Origin of the sequence: Streptomyces sp. NPDC006339, assembly GCF_040612775.1 — a bacterium.
Lineage (GTDB): Bacteria > Actinomycetota > Actinomycetes > Streptomycetales > Streptomycetaceae > Streptomyces.
Window position 1 is genome coordinate 92,959 of record NZ_JBEXQW010000009.1, and the last position, 13,830, is coordinate 106,788.

12 protein-coding genes and 1 pseudogene are annotated in these 13,830 nt (G+C 72.3%); 6 read left to right on the plus strand and 7 right to left on the minus strand.

What is annotated here, in order from left to right:
• Positions 1 to 54: 54 nt before the first annotated feature.
• Positions 55 to 1,071, minus strand: coding sequence for a winged helix-turn-helix domain-containing protein (locus ABZ135_RS09765; protein ID WP_356693643.1), 1,017 nt, complete (start codon positions 1,069 to 1,071; stop codon positions 55 to 57).
• 296 nt (positions 1,072 to 1,367) lie between these two features.
• On the opposite strand from ABZ135_RS09765, the gene ABZ135_RS09770 reads away from it, so the two are divergent.
• Positions 1,368 to 2,408 (plus strand): LLM class flavin-dependent oxidoreductase, encoded by a 1,041-nt coding sequence (locus ABZ135_RS09770; protein ID WP_356693645.1) that lies wholly within the window; start codon positions 1,368 to 1,370, stop codon positions 2,406 to 2,408.
• Positions 2,409 to 2,503: 95 nt separating this feature from the next.
• Positions 2,504 to 2,608, plus strand: a pseudogene (locus ABZ135_RS09775) (transposase); the annotation flags it as partial.
• Positions 2,609 to 2,663: 55 nt separating this feature from the next.
• Here the strand turns inward: ABZ135_RS09775 and ABZ135_RS09780 are convergent.
• On the minus strand, positions 2,664 to 3,161 hold the full coding sequence (locus ABZ135_RS09780) for a hypothetical protein (RefSeq protein WP_356693647.1): 498 nt from the start codon (positions 3,159 to 3,161) through the stop codon (positions 2,664 to 2,666).
• A gap of 172 nt (positions 3,162 to 3,333) precedes the next feature.
• On the opposite strand from ABZ135_RS09780, the gene ABZ135_RS09785 reads away from it, so the two are divergent.
• Positions 3,334 to 3,801 (plus strand): hypothetical protein, encoded by a 468-nt coding sequence (locus ABZ135_RS09785; protein WP_356693649.1) that lies wholly within the window; start codon positions 3,334 to 3,336, stop codon positions 3,799 to 3,801.
• Between the two features lie 38 nt (positions 3,802 to 3,839).
• Here the strand turns inward: ABZ135_RS09785 and ABZ135_RS09790 are convergent, their stop codons facing one another.
• Positions 3,840 to 4,751: an NAD(P)-binding domain-containing protein gene (locus tag ABZ135_RS09790; RefSeq protein ID WP_356693651.1), complete on the minus strand. Its 912-nt coding sequence runs from the start codon at positions 4,749 to 4,751 to the stop codon at positions 3,840 to 3,842.
• A gap of 127 nt (positions 4,752 to 4,878) precedes the next feature.
• On the opposite strand from ABZ135_RS09790, the gene ABZ135_RS09795 reads away from it, so the two are divergent.
• Together ABZ135_RS09795 and ABZ135_RS09800 are read left to right on the plus strand one after the other, a co-directional pair.
• Positions 4,879 to 5,262, plus strand: coding sequence for a helix-turn-helix domain-containing protein (locus ABZ135_RS09795; RefSeq protein ID WP_356693653.1), 384 nt, complete (start codon positions 4,879 to 4,881; stop codon positions 5,260 to 5,262).
• Between the two features lie 9 nt (positions 5,263 to 5,271).
• Positions 5,272 to 7,707 (plus strand): excinuclease ABC subunit UvrA, encoded by a 2,436-nt coding sequence (locus tag ABZ135_RS09800; RefSeq protein WP_356693655.1) that lies wholly within the window; start codon positions 5,272 to 5,274, stop codon positions 7,705 to 7,707.
• A 116-nt stretch (positions 7,708 to 7,823) separates the two neighbouring features.
• On the opposite strand, the gene ABZ135_RS09805 is transcribed toward ABZ135_RS09800, so the two are convergent.
• From ABZ135_RS09805 to ABZ135_RS09820, 4 genes are all read right to left on the minus strand, one after another.
• Positions 7,824 to 9,338, minus strand: coding sequence for a protein kinase (locus ABZ135_RS09805; RefSeq protein WP_356693657.1), 1,515 nt, complete (start codon positions 9,336 to 9,338; stop codon positions 7,824 to 7,826).
• 63 nt (positions 9,339 to 9,401) lie between these two features.
• A complete protein-coding gene (locus ABZ135_RS09810; protein ID WP_356693659.1) occupies positions 9,402 to 10,151 on the minus strand; it encodes a succinate dehydrogenase/fumarate reductase iron-sulfur subunit in 750 nt (249 codons plus the stop codon).
• Positions 10,148 to 12,091 carry a fumarate reductase/succinate dehydrogenase flavoprotein subunit gene (locus ABZ135_RS09815; protein WP_356693661.1) on the minus strand — a complete coding sequence of 648 codons (1,944 nt, stop codon included), beginning with the start codon at positions 12,089 to 12,091 and terminating at the stop codon, positions 10,148 to 10,150. The genes ABZ135_RS09810 and ABZ135_RS09815 overlap by 4 nt, the downstream gene beginning before the upstream one ends.
• Positions 12,092 to 12,093: 2 nt before the next feature.
• Positions 12,094 to 12,819 carry a succinate dehydrogenase gene (locus ABZ135_RS09820; protein WP_356693663.1) on the minus strand — a complete coding sequence of 242 codons (726 nt, stop codon included), beginning with the start codon at positions 12,817 to 12,819 and terminating at the stop codon, positions 12,094 to 12,096.
• Positions 12,820 to 12,915: 96 nt separating this feature from the next.
• Between ABZ135_RS09820 and ABZ135_RS09825 the strand changes: the two genes are divergently transcribed.
• Complete coding sequence (locus tag ABZ135_RS09825) at positions 12,916 to 13,812, plus strand: LysR substrate-binding domain-containing protein (RefSeq protein WP_356693665.1); 897 nt, start codon at positions 12,916 to 12,918, stop codon at positions 13,810 to 13,812.
• The last annotated feature ends 18 nt before the right edge of the window (positions 13,813 to 13,830 follow it).

The following is a 13,830-nucleotide window of genomic DNA, read 5'->3' on the forward strand; positions in this document are numbered from 1 at the left end:
CACCGACTCGTCCGCCCACGGCAGGCGGTCACCGTCCCGCCCAGGGAAGGGGGTCTACCGTCCCGCCGGGGGGAAGGGGGCCGCGAGGAGCCCGGTGAGCGCGGTGCCGCGCTCCGTGGGGAGGAGGCGTACCTCCCTGCCGTGTCGCTCGCGGTGCAGGAGGCCGGCCGCCGCCAGTTGCCGGCAGTGGTAGGTGGCGGTGCTGACGCCGACCCCCAGGTGGCGGGCGAGGTCGCTGACCGTCGGTCTGTGGGTGAGATGGCGCAGGATCTCCGCACGGACCTCGCCGAGCACGGCTCCCAACGCGTCCACCCCGCCCACCGGTTGGGGCGATCGGGGCCGGCGGCCTGTCAGACGGCCGAGTCCCGGTACGGGGTATCCGATCCAGAACGCGTCGCCGCGGTCGGCGCCGTACATGTGAGCGCGCGGCCCGGACGCCAGCGGCACCATCACCAGGGGACGGCGGCCCAGGTCGGTGAGGTGGGTGGGGCAGGCGTGCGGCAGCCGCAGCGCCCCCGTCTCGTAACGGAGACTGCTGCCGAGGCCGGCCAGCAGTCCGTCCAGGCCGCCCGTGACGACGGCGATCCCGATCCGCTCCGTTTCTCTGTCGATGAGCGCGTCGGCCTCTTTCCACAGCGGAGCGAAGGCCGTCCAGGCGGCTTCGACGAGCTGCCGGTACGCGGTCAGGAAACCGGCCGGGTCGTCGAGGAGGCGCCGCCACCCCGGCGGCGTGGCGGTGGCGTGGTACGCCGCCACTTCGGCGGCCAGGAGGTGCGGGTCGGTCTCGTCCAGGTCCTGGACGAGGGTCCGGAAGTCGGGACTGCGGAGATTCTCCACGAGTGCGATGCGGTCGGGTATCCAGCAGTCACGCGCGGCGAGCACCGGTCCGGCGACGGCGGCCGCGCGCGGAGGGATCGCGCGGCGGACGGTCTCCCGCCAGAGGGGTGGCACACCGTGGCCGTGCCCGGCGAAGACGTCCTTGAGCACGGAGAACAGGGTCGCCCCGGGATGCCGCCGCACCTGGACGGTCACCCGGTCCATCGGACCCAGGTGCACGACGCGATCGGACACGTTTCCACCCCCAACTCTCCGCGATGGGAAGGAGCTTAGGCACGCCGGGGGACGAGTGGGAGGCGGCGCGCGGCCGGGGTTGCGGCCTTGGGCGCCGACCACCCCGGCCGCTTCCCCCAGGCCCGCGCCAGGAAGGCCACGAGGGAGCCGCGTCGCGCTTCCCCGGGAGCGCGGTCATGGCCCTCGTCGGCGACTCGGCTCCCGCCGTCCGTGCCTCAGGCCCGGCCGGTCCCGGGGCCGGCCGGGAATCCTCGGCGGCCCGCGGTGTTGAACCCTGCGTGAGCACCATGACGACGATGACCGAGTCCTCCGCAGCCGCCGCGTCCTCCGCGTCCCTCGACGGAGTCCGCTTCTCCGTCCTCGACCGCTCCCGCACCCGGGAGGGCGAGGACGGGGCCCAGGCGCTGCGGGACACCGTGCGCCTGGCCCGGGAGGCGGAGGCGTGGGGCTACCACCGGTTCTGGGTGTCGGAGCACCACAGCGTGCCCGGGGTGGCCGGCTCGGCGCCGACCGTGCTCGCCGCGGCGGTGGCGGGGGCGACCACGCGGATCCGGGTCGGCACGGGCGGGGTGATGCTGCCCAACCACCAGCCGATGGTGGTGGCGGAGCAGTTCGGCGTCCTGGAGTCGCTCTTCCCCGGCCGCATCGCCATGGGGCTCGGCCGCTCGGTCGGCTTCACGGACGGCATCCGGCGGGCCCTCGGCCGTGACAAGGAGGACGCCGACCGGTTCGCCGAGCAACTGGACGAGCTGCTGGGCTGGTTCACCGGAGAGCAGACCGCCCACCCTCAGGTGCACGCCCGCCCCGCCGAGGGGCTGAGGGTGCCGCCGTACGTGCTCGCCACCGGTGAGGGCGCGGCGATCGCCGCGGCGGCGGGCCTGCCGCTGGTCATCGGGGACCTCCGGGGCCGGTCCCGGCTGCTGGAGGCCATCGACGGCTACCGCTCCGGCTTCCGCCCCTCCGCCTGGTCGGCCGAGCCGTACGTCGTCGTGGCCGGCACGGTCGCGGTGGCCGCGACGGAGGAGGAGGCCCGCCGGATGCTCATGCCGGAGGCATGGTCGATGGCGTACTCCCGCACCCGGGGCGTCTTCCCGCCCCTCGCCCCGCCGGAGCGCATCGAGGCCCTGGAGATGACCGAGAAGCAGCGCGACTTCTACGCGTCGGGCCTGCGGGGCCATGTGTACGGCACCGAGGAGCAGGTCGCCGCGGAGCTGGCGCGGGTGGTGAAGGAGACCGGCGCGCAGGAGATCCTGGTGACGACGAGCACGTACGACCGAACCGCCCTCCTCGACTCCTACCGCAGGCTCGCCCACCTCGCGGGCCTCGCCAGGGTCTGACCGGGCCCGCCCGGGGCGTCACCGTTGCACAATCGGGGGCCTGGTCACGCCAATGCAATCGCTTTTAAGCTGAGGAGAAGGTCGCCTATCCGGGCACGACGCTGTTGGACCCCGAGCAGTATCCGGCCGCCGAGCTGGTCGCGCTCTACCCGGAACGCCGGGAGATCGAGCTCGTCTTCGACGAGATCAAGAACCACCTCGGCCCTGGCGGGCCGATCAGGCCGCGGACACCGGATCCGTCGCCCCGCCAGCTTCCTAGCAATGCTGGCGGGCGGGCAGTCCCGCTCGGGCACGCCAGTAGTCCGCGTCGCGAGGGTCGGTCAGCCATCCGATCACACGCTCAGTGCCTGTTTGGAAGGCGCCAGGCAGCGAGTTCTCCTCGCCGACGACAAGCCTGAGAGCGTCGATGTCATGGGTGGCGTGATCGGTGTCGCACCAGCAGGCCACGCTCACCGCCGCGTCGACTGCGAGCTGGCCCTGGTCTGTCCACACCACTTCAAGCTGGAACTCCGGCTCATCGCTCCCAGCCGCATGCTCGATGACATGCAGGCCGAGGATGATCGGCGTCCACGGCTGTGTGCCCGGGAAGACCGCGTTTTGCAGTGCCCATTCCCACTCCGCTCCCTCTCCGTCGACGCGAGCCGCATCGACGGCCCGAGCCACATGCCTCAGAGGTTCCACGTCGGCGGGCGACAGGACAGGGAAGAGCATGGTCAACGGGACGTCGTCGAAGGCACCTCGGTTCATGGCCATGCGTCGATCATCCGTTCTCTCCGACCCGAGCAACAAGGAGCCCTCCTTTTCTGAGGTCTACCGCGACAAGGCCGGCAAGCTGCCGTCCACCAAGCTGAGCACGTTCATCCTTACCTGGCTGAGCACTTCAACGAGTACGTGACAGATGGCGACCGTCTCCTAAGCTCTGGCCGTGGACGGGTATCAGGGGCTGACTGCATTGATCGAATCGGCCTGGGAGGAGCTGAACGGCTCCGATGCGGGCCGCCGGGACCTCTGCCTCGATGTCGTCAGCGACGTGCTGGAGACGGGCCGCCTGACGCCGGATGATGCCGAGCGGGCCGTCGAGCGCCTCGTCACGGTCGCGCTTGCTGACGAGGGCTACCCGGTACGGGAGTCAGCGCTGCACGCAGCCTGCATCGCCTCCACGCACTACGAACTTCCCTACCGGGTGGTGGAGCCACTCGCCGTCGGTGCGGACGGCTTCGAACCCTTGCTCCTGGACTACGTGCTGGCAATCCTCGGTTCGACTCACAACCAGGCGGCACTGCCGATCGTCGAGCGGTTCCTTCACCACCCCCACCCCGAGGTCCGCAAGGAAGCGGCAGAGGCGGTGAACGAACTGCGCTTGAGCCAGGAGTCGGCCGAGACAGCCCAGTAGCTCTGGGGCTCGGCCGTAAGGCACCTGCAGTGGCCTGGTCACGCCCCCAGGGGCTGGTCGGGGGTGGTGGGCGCGGGTTTTCTGAGGACCTCGGTCAGGGCGGAGATGCTGTGGTCGCCGTGGCCGGCTTCGACGGCTCGGCGCAGCAGGTCGTGGAAGGGCCGGTGCCACTCGGCGTCGAGGTTCGCCTCCTCGGTGAGTTCCCGGTCGTGCGCGGCTCCCTCCAGGAAGAGGTTGACCGAGGACGCGGCGTCGCTGTAGTCGCCGCGGTCGATCTCGTCGGCGAAGACCGGCAGCACCGAGTTGATCATCTCGAACCACTTGGTGGTGAACCGCACCATCGAGGCCGCCTCCAGGCCGCGTGCCCGCAGGGCCGCGGCGCCCTGGAAGAAGCCGACGAGCGCGGGCAGCAGGGTGCCGCCGACCGCCATCTCGTAGAGGGCGGCGAGATCGGGGTCGGAGCCGAGGTGGACGGTGTCGCCGCCCAGCACCCGTAGCGTCGGGGCGAACTCGTCGAAGACGGTCCGGTCGCCCGCGTAGTACAGGAGGGTGTCGTCGGCGCCCACGGCGGACGGAACGTTCTTGATCGCCCCGTCGAGGTGGCGGGCGCCGTGCCCGAGCGCCCAGGCGGCCATCCGCCGGGCGCCGGACGGCGCACCGCTGTTCAGCGTCACGAGGGCCCGCCCGCGGAGGGTGGCCGCGGCCGGTTCCAGGGCCTCCATGGTGTTCTCGTAGGTCGTCAGGCAGGTGACGACCAGCGGACTCACCGCGACCGCCTCGTCCACGGTGCGGGCCTGGACGGCGCCCTTGGCGACGAGCGGTTCGGCCTTCGACGCCGTCCGGTTCCAGACGGTGGTCCGGTGCCCCGCGTCGACGAACGCCTCGGCCAACGCACGGCCCATCGAGCCCAGTCCCAAGACGGTCACGGGGGTACGGGGTCGCCCGGTCATGGTTTCTCCTGTCGGATGCCGGTAGGGGATGGCTGCGCCCGACCATGCTGTGACGGCACCAACTTTTCTACAAGTACCTACAATTTCCTCGGGTACTTACATTTTTTTCAGTGAGGGTGGGGGTTTGATGCAGAAGCGGAGCTATACCTGCGGTCTGGACGCCGCGATCGACGTCATGGGAGGGAAATGGAAGGGGCTGATCCTTTTCTGGCTCGGCGAAGGACCGCTGCGTTTCGGCGAGCTGCGCCGGACCGTGGCCGGCATCAGTGAGCGCATGCTGATCCTGCAGCTCCGGGAGCTGGAGGCGAGCGGCCTCGTGCACCGAGAGGTCCACCATCAGGTGCCGCCGAAGGTGGAGTACTCGCTCACCGCGTTCGGCCGGTCGCTGGTCACCGCTCTCGTCCCGCTCGGCGAGTGGGGCGAGGAGCACCTGGAGCGTCTGGAGGCCATCCGGGAGAGCGGCGGTGCGGCGGAGCCGGGCGGTCGGCCTCCGGCGGCCGCGGACTCCTAGGATCGAGGGATGCCCGAGCACTCCCCCGACCCCGGCACCGCCCACATCCACGCCCACGCCCCCGGCCCCGGCCCCGGCCCCGGCCCCGGCCCCGGCCCCGACCCGTACGTCCGCGTGCGCGGCGCCCGCGAGCACAATCTGCGGGGCGTCGACGTCGACATCCCGCGCGACGCGATCACCGTCTTCACCGGGGTGTCCGGCTCCGGCAAGTCCTCGCTCGCGTTCGGGACGATCTACGCGGAGGCCCAGCGCCGCTACTTCGAGTCGGTGGCGCCGTACGCCCGGCGGCTGATCCACCAGGTGGGGGCGCCGAAGGTCGGGGAGATCACGGGGCTGCCCCCGGCGGTGTCGCTCGAACAGCGCAGGGCCGCGCCGAACGCGCGCTCCTCGGTCGGCACCGTGACGACGCTCTCCAACTCCCTGCGGATGCTGTTCTCCCGGGCGGGTGACTATCCGCCGGGCCTCGACCGGCTGGACTCCGACGCCTTCTCCCCCAACACCGCCGCCGGGGCGTGTCCGTCCTGCCACGGCCTGGGCCGGGTGCACGAGACGAGCGAGGAGCTCCTGGTGCCCGATCCTGGGCTGTCGATCCGGGAGGGCGCCATCGCCGCCTGGCCGGGGGCCTGGCAGGGCAAGAACCTGCGGGACGTCCTCGCCGCGCTCGGCCACGACGTGGACCGGCCCTGGCGGGAGCTGGACGCCGAGGACCGCCACTGGATCCTCTTCACCGACGAGCAGCCGGTGGTGACGGTCCACCCGGTCCGGGAGGCGGGCCGCATCCAGCGCCCGTACCAGGGCACGTACATGAGCGCACGGCACTATGTGATGCACACCTTCTCGGACTCGAAGAGCGCGACGCTGCGGGCGAAGGCCGAGCGGTTCCTGACCAGCGCCCCGTGCCCGGCGTGCGGCGGCAGCCGGCTGCGGCCGGAGGCGCTGGCGGTGACCTTCGCGGGCCGTACGATCGCCGAGCTCGCGGCCCTGCCGCTGGCGGAGCTGGCGGAGGCGGCAGAGGGGGCGGCGTCCGGCGGTTCCGAGACCGCCCGGGTCCTCACCGAGGACCTGGTGGCACGGATCGCGACGGTCACGGAGCTGGGCCTGGGCTATCTGAGCCTGGACCGGGCGACCCCGACGCTGTCCAGCGGGGAACTGCAGCGGCTGCGGCTCGCCACCCAGTTGCGGGCGGGGCTGTTCGGAGTCGTGTACGTGCTCGACGAGCCGTCGGCGGGACTGCACCCGGCGGACACGGAGGCGCTGCTCGTGGTTCTGGACCGGCTGAAGGCAGCCGGGAACACCGTGTTCGTGGTCGAGCACCACCTGGACGTGGTGCGGCACGCCGACTGGCTGGTGGACGTCGGCCCCCGGGCCGGGGAGCACGGCGGCCGGGTGCTGTACAGCGGCCCGCCGGCGGGGCTCGCGCAGGTGGCCGACTCGGCGACCCGGCGCTTCCTCTTCGACCGGGAGCCGGTGCCGCGGCGGGCGGTGCGCGAGCCCGCCGGCCTGCTGCGCACCGGTCCGGTCACCCGGCACAACCTGCGCGGTGTCGACGCCGCGTTCCCGCTGGGGGTGCTGACCGCCGTCACGGGCGTGTCGGGATCGGGGAAGTCGACGCTGGTGAGCGCCCTCACCGAGAAGGCGGCCTCCGGGCAGGACGCGCGCGTGGCCCGCGTGGTGACGGTCGATCAGAAGCCGATCGGGCGCACCCCGCGTTCCAACCTGGCCACGTACACAGGGCTGTTCGACGTCGTACGCAAGCTGTTCACGGCGACGGAGGAGGCGCGGGCGCGCGGCTACAAGGCCGGCCGGTTCTCCTTCAACGTGCCGGGCGGGCGCTGCGAGACCTGCCAGGGCGAGGGGTTCGTCTCCGTGGAGCTGCTGTTCCTGCCGAGCACGTACGCTCCCTGCCCCGACTGTCACGGCGCCCGCTACAACCCGGAGACCCTGGAGGTGCGGCTGCGCGGCCGGACGATCGCGGAGGTGCTCGACCTGACGGTGGAGGCGGCCGCGGAGTTCTTCGCCGACACCCCGGCGGCGGCCCGCAGCCTCCGGACGCTGCTGGAGGTGGGCCTCGGCTATCTGCGGCTCGGCCAGCCGGCGACGGAGCTGTCCGGCGGCGAGGCGCAGCGCATCAAGCTGGCCTCCGAGCTCCAGCGACCGCGCCGCGCGCACACCCTGTACGTGCTGGACGAGCCGACGACGGGGCTGCACCCGGCGGACGTCGAGGTGCTGATGCGCCAGGTGCACGGGCTGGTCGACGCGGGCCACACGGTGGTGGTGGTCGAGCACGACATGGACGTGGTGGCGACCGCGGACTGGGTCCTCGACCTGGGCCCGGGCGGCGGCGACGAGGGAGGCCGGATCGTGGCCGAGGGCCCGCCGTCCGAGGTGGCCCGCGCGGCGGGAAGCCGCACGGCGCCGTATCTGGCGGCCCGGCTCGCGCCGTAACGGCCGCGGCGGCCGCGCCGGTCACCCCGGAAGCCGAACCGGAAGCCGAACCGGGAGCCGGGACGAGGGCGCCCCCCGGGACCCCCGGGAGCCCCCCGGGAGCCCGTCGGGAGCCGTCAGGAGCCGTCGGCGACCGGTAGGAGCATCTCGTCGCGGATCCTCTGGGTCTCCGCGGCCCCCTGTTCGACGGTGAACGTGCTCGGGAAGGTCACCACGGCGACGGTGTTGGCGTCTCCCCACGCGCACAGCGTCTGCTTGGTGGTCGCCTCGCAGCGGAAGTCCACGCCCGCGTCCGGGAGGCGCTTCGTGGTGGCCTCCTCGACGACGACGTCGTCACCCCTCTCCGAGGACCGCATGAGGCTGTCGCGCTTCTCCTCCACGAACTTGAACCGGCCGAACCTGCCCCGGACTCTGACCGACTCGGACTTGCGGCCCTCGGTGGTGTTGACGTACGTGACCGTGAAGCTCCGCACGTCCCTCTCGAAGAAGCCGTCCGAGGGCCCGTCCGGGGTGAGGGGCTGACGGCCGTCGTGGGCGTACGTGCCTCCCAACAGGCTCGGGGGCGCGACGAGTTCGTGGGTGACGTCGGGGAAGGACAGGTCGGAGAACTCGTACCCTCCGTAGCCCGCACCGGCGAGCACGATCACGGCTGCGGCGGCGTACGGCTTCGTGCGCCTCTTCCTCCTCGGCGCGGGATCGGTCCCGCCCTGCCGGTCCGGGGCCGGGTGGCGCGAAGGAGCGGGGCAGGGCGCGCCGTCCGGTGGCCGGGCGGCCACGGTCGCGGCGCGGTGGACGTCCCCGCCGGCCGGCAGGGTCGGCGGGTGCGTCACCTCCGTCGGCCGCGGAGCGGCGCCGGGCACGAACAGGTCCAACAGCCCCTTCGGCGTGGGCCGTTGCGCCGGGTCCTTGGCCAGACAGGCGGCGACCACCGGGCGGATGCCCTCGGGGACGTGGGTCAGGTCGGGCTCCTCGTGCACCGCCCGGTACATCAGCCCCATCGGCGTACCGTCTCCGAACGCCTTGCCGCCCGCCGCCGCGACCAGCACCGCCCCCAGCGCGAACACATCGGCGGCAGGACCGACCGGGAGTCCCTGCGCCTGCTCGGGGGCGAGGAAACCGGGGGTGCCGAAGGCTGCTCCGGTGGAGGTGAGCCGGGTCGATTCCAGGGCCCGGGCGATCCCGAAGTCGAGCACCCGCGGTCCGTCGTCCGCCATGATGATGTTGCCCGGTTTGAGATCGCGGTGGACGAGACCACAGGCGTGCACGGCCTGCAGCGCCTCGGACAGGGCCGCCCCGAGCAGACGCAGCGCGGGCTCGTCCATCGGGCCCCGGGTGGCGAGCAGTTCCGACAGGGTCGGCCCGGCGATGTAGGCGGTCGCCAGCCAGGGGGCGGCCGCGTCGGGGTCGGCGTCGACCACCTGGGCGGTGTGGAAGCCGCCGACCCTGCGGGCGGCCTCGACCTCCGCGCGGAACCGGGCACGGAAGTGCGGATCGGCGGCCAGCTCGGGCCGGGCGACCTTCACGGCCACGGTGCGCCCGCCTCGGGACCGCGCCAGGTAGACCGTCCCCATGCCGCCCGCGCCCAGCTCACGTTCCACCGTGTAGTCGCCCACACGCTCCGGCAGATCCACTGCGCCGCCCCCGTCCCGCCCCCGTGCACCACACCCCGACGGAGGCTACCAGCGGCCCCCCCCCTAGCGGCGGGTGGCCTTCCGCCTCGCTCGCAGCCATTCCTTGTTCATGGCCGCGATGGAGGGCAGCGGGATGCCCTTGGGGCAGGCGGTGGCGCATTCGCCGGTGAGGGTGCAGCCGCCGAAGCCCTCGGCGTCCATCTGGGCCACCATGTCGAGGACGCGGGTCTCGCGTTCGGGGGCGCCCTGGGGGAGGACGCCGAGGTGGTTGACCTTGGCCGAGGTGAAGAGCATCGCCGAGCCGTTGGGGCAGGCGGCGACGCAGGCGCCGCAGCCGATGCACTCGGCGTGCTCGAAGGCGAAGTCGGCGTCGGCCTTGGGGACCGGGGTGGCGTGCGCCTCGGGGGCGGAGCCGGTGGGGACGCTGATGTAACCGCCGGCCTGGATGACGCGGTCGAAGGCGGAGCGGTCGACGACCAGGTCCTTGACCACGGGGAAGGCGGCGGCCCGCCAGGGCTCGATGTCGATGGTGTCGCCGTCGCGGAAGGACCGCATGTGGAGCTGGCAGGTGGTGGTGCGCTCCGGGCCGTGGGCGTCGCCGTTGATGACGAGGCTGCAGGCGCCGCAAATGCCCTCGCGGCAGTCGTGGTCGAAGGCGACGGGGTCCTCGCCGCGCAGGATGAGGTCCTCGTTGAGGGTGTCCAGCATCTCCAGGAAGGACATGTCGGAGGAGATGCCGTCCACCTCGTAGACGGCCATGGCGCCTTCGGCGTCGGCGTTCTTCTGGCGCCAGACGCGCAGGGTGAGCCTCATGCGTAGCTCCGCTGGGTGGGGTGGACGTACTCGAAGGTCAGTTCTTCCTTGTGGAGCACCGGGACGCCGTCGGGGGCGAACTCCCAGGCCGCGGCGTACGAGAACTCCTCGTCGCGCCGGGCGGCCTCGCCGTCCGGCGTCTGGGACTCCTCGCGGAAGTGGCCGCCGCAGGACTCCTCGCGGTGGAGGGCGTCGAGGCACATCAGCTCGGCGAGCTCCAGGTAGTCGACGATCCGGTTGGCCTTCTCCAGGGACTGGTTGAACTCCTCTCCCGTCCCGGGGACCTTGATGCGCCGCCAGAACTCGTCGCGGATCTCGGGGATGCGGCGCAGCGCCTTGCGCAGGCCCGCCTCGGTGCGGGCCATGCCGCAGAACTCCCACATGAGCTCGCCGAGTTCGCGGTGGAAGGAGTCGGGGGTGCGGTCGCCGTCGACGGCGAGCAGGAGGTGGAGGCGGTCCTCGGTCTCGGCGAGGACTTCGCGCACGGCCGGGTGGTCGTCGGTGACGGCCTCGGCGTGCGGGTGGCGGGCGAGGTAGTCGTTGATGGTGGCGGGCAGGACGAAGTAGCCGTCGGCGAGGCCCTGCATGAGCGCGGAGGCGCCGAGCCGGTTGGCACCGTGGTCGGAGAAGTTGGCCTCGCCGATGGCGAAGAGGCCGGGGACGGTGGTCTGGAGGTCGTAGTCGACCCAGAGGCCGCCCATCGTGTAGTGCACGGCGGGGTAGATCCGCATCGGCACCTCGTACGGGTTCTCCGCGGTGATCCGCTCGTACATGTCGAAGAGGTTGCCGTACTTCTCCTCGACCGCCTTGCGGCCCATCCGCCGGATGGCGTCGGCGAAGTCGAGGTAGACGCCCTGGCCGCCGGGGCCCACTCCCCTGCCCTCGTCGCAGACGTTCTTTGCGGCGCGGGAGGCGATGTCCCGGGGGACGAGGTTGCCGAAGGAGGGGTAGATGCGCTCCAGGTAGTAGTCGCGCTCGTCCTCGGGGATCTCGTTCGCGGGCCGGTTGTCGCCCTTCGCCTTGGGGACCCAGATGCGGCCGTCGTTGCGCAGCGACTCGCTCATCAGGGTCAGCTTGGACTGGTGGTCGCCGGTGCGCGGGATGCAGGTGGGGTGGATCTGGGTGAAGCAGGGGTTGGCGAAGTAGGCGCCGCGCCGGTGCGCCCGCCACACGGCGGTGGCGTTGGAGTTCATGGCGTTGGTGGAGAGGTAGAAGACGTTGCCGTAGCCGCCGGTGGCGAGGACGACGGCGTCGGCGTAGTGGGTGGAGATCCGGCCGGTGACGAGGTCGCGGGCGACGATGCCGCGGGCGCGGCCGTCGACGACGATGAGGTCGAGCATCTCGGTGCGCGGGTGCATCTCGACGTTGCCGGCGGCGATCTGCCGGGACAGCGCTTGGTAGGCGCCGAGGAGGAGCTGCTGGCCGGTCTGGCCGCGGGCGTAGAAGGTGCGGGAGACCTGGACGCCGCCGAAGGAGCGGGTGTCGAGGAGTCCGCCGTACTCGCGGGCGAAGGGCACGCCCTGGGCGACGCACTGGTCGATGATCTCGACGGAGATCTGGGCGAGGCGGTGGACGTTGGACTCGCGGGCCCGGAAGTCGCCGCCCTTGACGGTGTCGTAGAACAGGCGGTGCACGGAGTCGCCGTCGTTGCGGTAGTTCTTGGCGGCGTTGATGCCGCCCTGCGCGGCGATGGAGTGGGCGCGGCGCGGGGAGTCCTGGTAGCAGAACTGGACGACCTGGTAGCCCTGTTCGGCGAGGGTGGCGCCGGCGGAGCCGCCGGCGAGGCCGGTGCCGACGACGATGATGCGGTGGCCGCGGCGGTTGGCGGGGTTGACCAGCTTGGCCTGGAAGCGGCGGGTGTCCCAGCGCTCGGCGATGGGGCCGGCGGGGGCCTTGGTGTCGGCGAGGGGGGCGCCGAGGCGATAGTCGGGGGAGGTCATGGTCAGCTCACCACTCCGGTCATGACGGCGACGGGTACGGAGACGAAGCCCGCGGTCAGCACGAGCGCGAGGGCGTTGGCGGCGGCCTTGAGGAGGCGTTCGCGGCGGGCGTTGCCGACGCCGAGGGTCTGGGCGGCGCTCCAGAAGCCGTGCCGGACGTGGAGTCCGACGGCGAGCATGGCGACGATGTAGACGACGTTGCCGTACCAGGTGGAGAAGGTGTCCACGACGTTCTGGTAGGGCTTGCCCTCCTCGAAGCCGCCGGGGTGCAGGGTGCCGGTGGTGAGGTCGAGGACGTGCCAGACGATGAACAGGGCGAGGATGACGCCGCCCCAGCGCATGGTGCGGGTGGCGTAGGAGGAGCCCTTGCGGCGGTGGACGTAGCGGGTGGGGCGGGCCTTGATGTCGCGCCTGCTGAGCTGGTACGCGGAGACGGCGTGGGCCACGACGGAGGCGAGCAGCACGATCCGGGCGATCCACAGGCCCCAGTGGTGGTGCAGGACGGGGGCGCCCATGACGCGCAGCCAGTGGCCGTAGGCGTTGAACTCCTCGGGGCCGAAGAAGACCTTGAGGTTGCCCGCGACGTGGGCGACGAGGTACGCGAGCATGATCAGGCCGCTCACGGCCATGACCGTCTTCTTGCCGATCGTCGACGCCCAGAATCCGCGGGTCGGCGCGGGGGAGGGCGGCCGGCCGGACTGCCGGTCGGTCTTGGTTGCCAGAGCCATGCCAGCGACGGTAGGGCCGGAGGACCTGAGAGGTCCAAGACATGGTTCGGCTGATCTCCATAGGCATCTTCTATGGATCGGCGTAGGGTGGGTGTCATGCAGTTCCAGCAGCTCCTCTATTTCGTGGCCGTCGCGGAGACCCGTCACTTCACCCGGGCCGCGGAGCGCGTCCATGTGTCGCAGCCCTCGCTCTCGCAGCAGATCAAGGCCCTGGAGCAGGAGCTGGGCGCGGAGCTGTTCAGCCGGGCCCGGGGGAACATCGCCCTGACCGACGCGGGCGAGGCCCTGCTGCCGCTGGCCCGCCGGATCCTCGCCGACACGGACACGGCCCGGCACGAGGTGCAGGAACTGGTGCAGTTGCGGCGCGGCCGGGTGCGCCTCGGCGCGACGCCCAGCCTGTGCACGGGCCTCCTGCCGGACGTGCTGCGCGCCTTCCACGACCTGCATCCGGGGATCCGGCTGCTCATCGAGGAGGGCGGCTCGCACGACCTCGTACGGGAACTGGCGCGCGGCGCGCTCGATCTGGCGCTGGTGGTGCTGCCGCTGCCGACGCCGTCGCCCGCGCTGACGACGGTGGAGCTGCTCACCGAGGACCTGGTGGTGGTGTCCTCGGCGTCGGCGCCCGCGCCGCGGCGGCCGGTGCGGATCGCGGATCTGCGCGACCAGCCGCTGGTGATGTTCCGGCACGGTTACGACCTGCGGGAGCTGACCGTAGCGGCCTGCCGGGCGGAGGGCTTCGAGCCGTCGTTCACGGTGGAGGGCGGCGAGATGGACGCGGTCCTCGGCTTCGTACGGGCCGGGCTCGGCCTCGCCGTCGTCCCGGCGATGGTGGCCGGCCGGGCGGGCCGCGACCTGCGGGTCACCGCCCTGGCGCGGCCGGGCCTGCGCCGGACCATCGCGCTGGCCCACCGCAGCGACGTGGCGCCCCCGCGGGCGGCGCGCGAGCTGCAGAAACTGCTCATGGCCACCCGACGGGGCACGTCCGCGGGCTAGCCGCCGACCGGGTCGCCC